The 917-nt window shown below is 64.1% G+C and carries 2 protein-coding genes; one reads left to right on the top strand and one right to left on the bottom strand.

Annotated elements, in window-relative coordinates; all coding sequences use genetic code 11:
* Window positions 1–215: nitroreductase family protein (locus tag EN781_RS33335; RefSeq protein ID WP_189347986.1), on the top strand; the 215-nt coding region annotated here is incomplete at its 5' end.
* 25 nt (window positions 216–240) lie between these two features.
* On the opposite strand, the gene EN781_RS33340 is transcribed toward EN781_RS33335, so the two are convergent.
* Window positions 241–917: MFS transporter (locus EN781_RS33340; RefSeq protein ID WP_127400768.1), on the bottom strand; the 677-nt coding region annotated here is incomplete at its 5' end.

Consider the following 917-nt stretch of genomic DNA (forward strand, 5'->3'; position numbering starts at 1 on the left):
ACATCATGGTGGCAGCGAGGGGAAGGGGCCTGCATACCTGCCCACAGGCGGCCTTCGCGCCTTATCACCGGCAGATCCGCCCGGTTCTCAACATCCCCGACGAGGAGATCGTCGTCTGCGGCATGGCGCTGGGCTACGAGGACAAATCCAAGCCCGAGAACGAATTTCGTACCGACCGCGCGCCGCTGGAAGACTGGGTAACGTTCAGCGAGTAACGGCCGCCAGCCAGCGCCAGCGGCCTTACTCGGTGTTCACATGCGCGCCGTGGCCGCTGACATGGGCGCCGTCCTGCGGCGTCAGCCGCAGATACGCGAACAGCGCGCACAGCGTGATCAGGCCTTCAATCAAGAACAGGATGCGGAAATCGTTGACGCTGGCATGGCCGCCGCTGGCGAGCAAAGACAACAACGCCGCCGCCAGGCCGACGCTGATCGCCACCGCAAGCTGCCAGAGAATGTAGTAGAGCGCGCTGAAGCGGGCGAGTTGCTCGGGCGCGACATCCGAATAGGAAAGGTTCCCGGTTGAAGCCCATTGCACCGAGCGGAAGACGCCGAAGATGAAGATGTAGGCGAGCACGATCCAGGCGGGCAGAATCGCCTGCATCGAGGCGAAGCCCGCGACGAGGCAAGCGACGATCGGCGTGTTGGTGACCAGCACGCGGCGGAAGCCAAAGCGGTTGAGGATGCGCGGCATCATGAAGCGCGTCAGCAACGAACCGATCGCGGCGACGAAGGTCAGCGATCCCGCCTGCACCGCGCTCATACCGAAGCCGAGTTGGAACATCAGCGGCAGAAGGAAAACGACGGAGCTCAGCCCGATCGTGTCGAGGCCGCCGCCGGTCAGGAAGCTGACGCGGAAGGTGCGGATGCGCAGCAGCTTGAGGTCGAGCAGCGGATTGCGGACGCGCAGGCAATAGA

The organism is Mesorhizobium sp. M4A.F.Ca.ET.090.04.2.1, from assembly GCF_003999085.1.
In the GTDB taxonomy this organism is placed as follows: Bacteria; Pseudomonadota; Alphaproteobacteria; order Rhizobiales; family Rhizobiaceae; genus Mesorhizobium.